Source organism: Corynebacterium mendelii (genome assembly GCF_017307055.1).
Taxonomy (GTDB): Bacteria; Actinomycetota; Actinomycetes; order Mycobacteriales; family Mycobacteriaceae; genus Corynebacterium; species Corynebacterium mendelii.
In genome coordinates this window covers 149,340-155,115 of record NZ_JAFLEQ010000008.1, presented here as the reverse complement: position 1 = coordinate 155,115, position 5,776 = coordinate 149,340, and the positions used below count along the sequence as shown (strand labels likewise).

Below are 5,776 nucleotides of genomic sequence, written 5' to 3'. Positions count from 1 at the left end.
GCGATCCCCCGGCCCGCCGACAGGTTGGCCGCCGCCACGGCGACACTATCGGCCACCGCCCGGTCGACCGCCTGCTGCCGGCGGCGCCGCAGTGCCGCACCGGCGATGCGGGTGATGGTGGCGGCGGCCATCACCCCGGCGACCGTCACCCCGGGGCCGACGCACCACACCGACACCACCGCCCCGGCGGCAAGCCACCCCAGTATCAGCCGCCGGGACGACAGCCGCCGCGGTGTGCGCCGGTGGGGGATGCTGCCGGTGGTGGCCTGCCGCAGACGGTGCTGCGGGGTGGCTGTCACCACCAGCCACAGCGCCAGGGCGGTGCAGCTGACTGCCGCCGGGTTGATCCGCGCCATATCGATGCTGCCTGTCACGGGTGCCCCTTCCCCGCCCCGGGAAACCCGGGGGTGGCTGCCGGGCCGGCGGGATCAAGTCCCAGCCCGGCGGCAAAATCGGTGAAACCGTCCAATATGCCGCGGCGGTGGTCCCACACCGGCTGCACCGTCACCGGGGTGGTGCGCGACAGCAGACCGATCTGGTCGATGATGCGGCCGTGGCGGGTGCGCCGCATGCTGACCACCACATCGATGGCGGCGGCCAGCTGGGCGTCGAGGGCTTTCCCGTCCAGCCCGCCCAATCCCCCGAGGGCCTGCATGCGGGCCGGGATTTCCGCCAGGCTGTTGGCGTGCACCGTCCCGGCCCCACCCTCGTGGCCGGTGTTGAGGGCGGCGAGAAGATCCACGATTTCCGCGCCCCTGATCTCCCCGACGACGATTCTGTCGGGGCGCATGCGCAGCGCCTGTTTGACAAGTGCCGACATGGTGATCGCCCCGCTGCCTTCGGCATTGGCGGCCTGCGCCACCAGTGAGACGGTGTGGGGGTGCACCGGTTTGAGCTCCGCGGTGTCTTCGATGATGATGATCCGCTCGGCCGGGTCGACCTGCCCCAGCAGGGCGCCCAACACCGTGGTTTTCCCGCTTCCGGTTCCCCCGCACACCAGCAGCGCCCGGCGGTGGCGCACCACCGCCGCCAATACGGTGGCCACCAGCGGCGGCATGGTGCCGCTGCGCTGCAGGGCCGCCAGGCTGGTGGTGGCCTGTCTGAGCACCCTCAGCGACAGGCAGGTGCCGGAATCCGACGGTGGGCTGAGAAGGGCGTGCACCCTGACCGCGGTGCCGTCGGCGCGGCGGATACGCCCGTTGCCGAAAGGCTGCGCATCATCCAGGCGCCGCCCGCAGGAGACAATCAGCCGGGTGGCCAGCCGGCGTACCGCGGCATCGTCGGCAAAGCGCACCGCCGAGCGCACCAGCCCCTGGCCGCGGTCAAAGAACACGTTGTCCGGCCCGGTGACCACCACATCGGTGACCCCGTCGACGGCCAGAATCTGTTCCAGGACCCCGCAGCCGACCGAATCGTGGCGCAGGCGGCGCAGAACCGCCAACAAATCGAGGTCACTGATCACCCCGGCCTGCTGGCGCACCAGGGCCGCGATCTCCGGTTCGTCGGGGGTGTGGTCCAGTCCGGCGAGCCGGGACTGGACGGCGGACACCAGATCATCGATCTCACGCATCGGCGTCACACCCCAGGTAGTCGAGGACATCGCGGCAGGCACGCGCCAGCGCCCGGGGCAGGATCCGGCCGATCCCGCGGTGTTCCAGCTGCCGGGCGAAACCGGCCACGGTGGGGATGCCGGCCACCTGGTCCAGGCCGGTGAAAGAACACATGTCTTCCGGCGACAGCGACGACCAGCCGCGGTGCCGTACCACCAGCAGCACCGGCACATTGAGGCTGTCGAGCCGCACCCGGGCGGCCACCGCGGCCGCGGCCGCCCGCAGTTCCGCCGGCACCACCAGCACCACCACATCCAGTGCCGCCACGACCCGCTGGTCGGCGTGGGCGATGGTGCCGGTGTCGACGACCACCGGCGCGCCCGCACCGCGGGCGCAGCCGATGGCGGCGGTGATCTGCCGCGGGTCGGGCGCCTGCGGCAGCCGCAGCTGCCCGTCGGCGGTGGCGGGGGCGGCCACCGCCAGCACCGCCACCCCGCAGGCGGTGTGCGGCAGGGCGGCGTGAAGGTCATGCCAGCGGGTCCGCCCGCCGGTAATGGAGATATCGCCGAAACGCACCCCCGGCGTGGTGTCGGTGGCGTTGAGGAAATCGTGGCAGCCGGGACTGCCGTCGGCGTCGATGAGCAGGCATCCGGGCCCACGGCACTGCGCCAGGGCGGCGGCAAACACACTTGTTCCCGCCCCGCCGCAGGCACCGGCCACCCCGATCACCAGCGGCGACCGGCCGGCAGAGGGTGCGTCACCGGCTCTTTCGGCTATCTGTTCCAGCAGTTCGGTGGCCTGGCCCGGCAGCCGGTACACACCGTCGGCGGCAGCCGCCGGGATGGTGGCCGCGGTATCTGTCTGCACCGTCCACACCGTGCCCGGCCACCCGGATTGCGTGAGATACCGGCTGCAGCCGGGACCGGCGATGACGGTGTCGGCGCCGCGCAGCGTGGCCGCGGACGGCATCCGGTCACCGGCGTCGGTGACCGCCCGGCCGCTGGCCGCGGCCACATGCATCGCTTCGGCGTGCAGTACCGGCTCGTCGACGGCAACCACAATGCCCGGGGTGTTGGCTGGCTTGTTCATGTCCCCCACCCTGGCGGCTGTCACCTGCCCCGGTCACCTGTGCTGCAGATCCGTGTGGGGATGGGCGGGAATCATCCACAGTCTCTGGTGCTTGTTGGCCACCGGGCGGTTGACTGCCCGCCGGGGCGGTGGGTGGCGCCGTCACAGACACAGGATGGAAGCGGTGGGGTGCAGGCACAGACTACTTCCGCTTTCGCGGGACGGGGAGGAGCGGCAGAGGGAAAAGAGCCGGAAATTTAGAACGGCTCGCGCATCGGGGGGGTGTTGCGCGAGCCGTATACCCGGCATCGGGGGGGTGCGCCGGGGCGGGCCACACTGTATATCGGGGCCTCGCAGAAAGAAGTATGACACAACGCTGTCAGCGACAGCAAGACTCTGCGGGATTTTTCTTCCCTGTTTTTCATTACCCCAGGTAAAACAGCATCCGACCTCCCCCTTCCGGGTGGTTTTCCCTCTGCGGCACCCGGCACGGGAAGCGGTGTCCACCGCCGGCCGCCGGGCCGAACGGCAACTGGATGCACCCCGGTTGCCGGGCACCGTGTTTTTTGTTGCGACGCGCCCCCCAACAACTGTCCCGGCGGTAGCCTTGGGGGCGTGACAGACCCGAAGTCGCCCCGCCCCGACAGTCCGCGACCTGTCGCCGCTTTTTTTGATCTGGACAAAACGCTGATCGCCACTTCCTCGGCGCTGGCTTTTTCCCGCCAGATGATCAACCGGAATCTGATCACTGTCGCCGACGCGGCGCGGGTGGTGTCCGCGGAGGCGATCTACATGGTGCTCGGCCACACCGATGAGCGGATGGAGAAACTGAAAAACGACCTGATGGTCATGATTGACGGCTGGAAGGACGACGAGGTCCGTGATGTGCTGCGCCAGGCGCTGCACGAGGTGATCACCCCGACGATCTATGCCGAGGCCACTGAGCTTCTCGACTGGCACCGGGCACTGGGCCATGATCTGATCCTGATCTCCGCGTCGCCGCACATCATTGTCGAGCCCGTCGCCGAGCTCCTCGGCATCGACACCACGGTGGCCACCCGGCTGGGGATGGTTGACGGGGTCTACAACGGGACCATTGATTTCTACTGCAAGGGCGACAACAAGGCGGTGGCGTTGCGGCGGCTGGCCGCCGAACGCGGCTACGACCTGTCGCAGTGCTACGCCTATTCCGATTCGATCATTGATCTGCCGATGCTGGAAACCGTCGGCAATGCGGTGGCGGTCAACCCCGACAAAGCACTGTCGCGGATCGCGGTCAACCGCCACTGGCGGATCCGCCATTTCCGCCATCCGCTGCCGGGCCGGCAGTGGGTTGTCCGCGGTGGCCTGGCGCTGTCGGCGGTGGCCGCGGGCGGCACGACCGCAGCCCTGATCCATGCCCTGGCCACCGCACGCCGCCGCTAGGACACCATCCTGCACCAGCTGCTGCGCCCGGCAGGCCCCCGGAGTCTTCGCCCCCCGGGCCCAGGCCATCTGCCCGGAACGGGGCATCTGTCACTTACTCCCGGCGCTGCGGGCAATGCCTGCGGCTTCGTCGGCGGATGCGGTGTAGGCGTTGAGGTGGAAGCACAGATAGGCGGTTGTCTGCGCAGTCCCGGAGGCGAAGTTTTCTGCCAGCTGCCGGTAGCGGTCATGCTGGCGCAGAAGCTGGTTTTCGCTGACCAGGAGGCTTTGCGGATCGAAACCGGTGGCGCAGGCGGCCACTCTGGTGGCCGCCAACGCCACCAGGGTGGTTGCCGGGCCAAACGGCGCCAGGCAGGCCAGTTCCCCGCCGACTATGACCGGCAGCAAAACATCGTGGGCGTGCGGGTTGGTGCACAGCCGCAGCAGCACAGCCAGCCGCTGCGGGTCGCAGTCGGGTACCGGTGCCGCCCCGGCGCGTACCGCCAGCTGGGCCAGCAGTTGGCCGGGGGCGCGGCGGAAGGTGGCGACTGTTTTTTCCCGCACCCCCTCAGCCAGCAGGCTGTAGACATCGACGGCCGCGCGCTGCAGCGCGTCACCGGCTCCGCCTGCCGCCGGGGCGGGGGCGCCGCCGCTGTCTGTGCCCGCCGCCGGGAGGGTGCCGCGCAAGGTGATCACCGCCGCCGCCCGCGCCCCGCGCAGCAGCGCTTCAGCCGAGGTGATATCGCCCTTGCGCAGATTGACCGGCAGCCGGTGCACCGACCAGGCGGCGCGCCGCGCCCGCCCGACGGCGTCGGCCAGTGTGCTGTCGCCGAGCAGGTGGGCCAACGGGTCGGGTGCGGGCTGCGGCATGGGGGACCTTGGGGTTGCGGGGGCTGGTGACGGTAGACTCGGGCGGGAAAGAACGTGGTGGTGTGACTTGCCCGAAGTTCCAATCTTCGGCCGACCGTGGCACCATGGACTGTGTACAGTATGTTGTCCCGGATGACCCGACCGCCGTCCACGCCGCGAAAAGGCCCGTGCGCTGCGATAAAAGGCCCGGATACAACGCTAATGTTTTTTACCGGAGGACCGCAACCGTGAGCAAGACTGATGGACTTTTCACTGATGGATCGGCCAATATGACCACCCCGAAGGTGGATTCGATCCCGCTCAGCGACGTCGATACCCGTGCCGCAGGCACGGGCACCATCGGCCAGCTGGTCAGTGATGCGACAGCCCAGGTGTCGTCCCTGGTGCGCGGTGAGATTGAACTCGCCAAGACCGAGATCATCCAGGAAGCGAAAAAGGGCGCCATCGGCGGTGGTTTGTTCGGCGTGGCCGGCACCATTGCCCTGTATTCGTCGTTTTTCTTTTTCTTCTTCCTCGCCGAGCTGCTGGCCGTGTGGCTGGACCGGTGGGCCGCGTTCCTCATCGTGTTCCTGGTGATGGTGGTTCTGGCCGCCCTGTTCGCCCTGATCGGCTGGGGCAAGGTGAAGAAAATCTCCAAACCGAACAAGACCATTGATTCCGTCGGTGAGCTGAAGAACCTGGTTCCCGGTAAAGCGCAGAAAAAGCTTGATGCCGGTTCCGCATCCGGCATGTTCACCGACCGCTAGGCCGGGCGGGGTGTCCGCCGCACCGGTTTGAGCGCCCCGCAAGTTTTTCTCCGACGCGCAGTTTTATTCCGCAGCAACACCGGGGGCGGGCGACAGCCCCCGGTTTTTTGCGTGCCCTGCCCGCTGTCTTTTCATTGC

The 5,776-nt window shown here is 68.8% G+C and carries 6 protein-coding genes; 2 read left to right on the top strand and 4 right to left on the bottom strand.

The genetic code is table 11. From position 1 onward, the window contains the following. The 3 genes from JZY06_RS03990 to ssd all read right to left on the bottom strand — a co-directional run. Positions 1 to 374, bottom strand: a 374-nt coding sequence (locus JZY06_RS03990) for a hypothetical protein (RefSeq protein WP_207118517.1), incomplete at its 3' end; no start/stop codon positions are given. Further along, a complete protein-coding gene (locus JZY06_RS03985) occupies positions 371 to 1,570 on the bottom strand; it encodes a TadA family conjugal transfer-associated ATPase (RefSeq protein ID WP_207118516.1) in 1,200 nt (399 codons plus the stop codon). The genes JZY06_RS03985 and JZY06_RS03990, both read right to left, overlap by 4 nt. After that, positions 1,563 to 2,639, bottom strand: a complete 1,077-nt coding sequence (ssd, locus tag JZY06_RS03980) for a septum site-determining protein Ssd (RefSeq protein WP_207118515.1) — start codon at positions 2,637 to 2,639, stop codon at positions 1,563 to 1,565. Before ssd ends, JZY06_RS03985 begins: the two co-directional genes overlap by 8 nt. 594 nt (positions 2,640 to 3,233) lie before the next feature. Between ssd and JZY06_RS03975 the strand changes: the two genes are divergently transcribed. Further along, positions 3,234 to 4,043, top strand: coding sequence for an HAD family hydrolase (locus JZY06_RS03975; RefSeq protein WP_207118514.1), 810 nt, complete (start codon positions 3,234 to 3,236; stop codon positions 4,041 to 4,043). Between the two features lie 90 nt (positions 4,044 to 4,133). Here JZY06_RS03975 and JZY06_RS03970 read toward each other — a convergent pair whose 3' ends face one another. After that, a complete protein-coding gene (locus JZY06_RS03970) occupies positions 4,134 to 4,892 on the bottom strand; it encodes an oxidoreductase (RefSeq protein ID WP_207118513.1) in 759 nt (252 codons plus the stop codon). Positions 4,893 to 5,119: 227 nt separating this feature from the next. Between JZY06_RS03970 and JZY06_RS03965 the strand changes: the two genes are divergently transcribed. Further along, on the top strand, positions 5,120 to 5,638 hold the full coding sequence (locus tag JZY06_RS03965) for a phage holin family protein (RefSeq protein WP_207118512.1): 519 nt from the start codon (positions 5,120 to 5,122) through the stop codon (positions 5,636 to 5,638). The last annotated feature ends 138 nt before the right edge of the window (positions 5,639 to 5,776 follow it).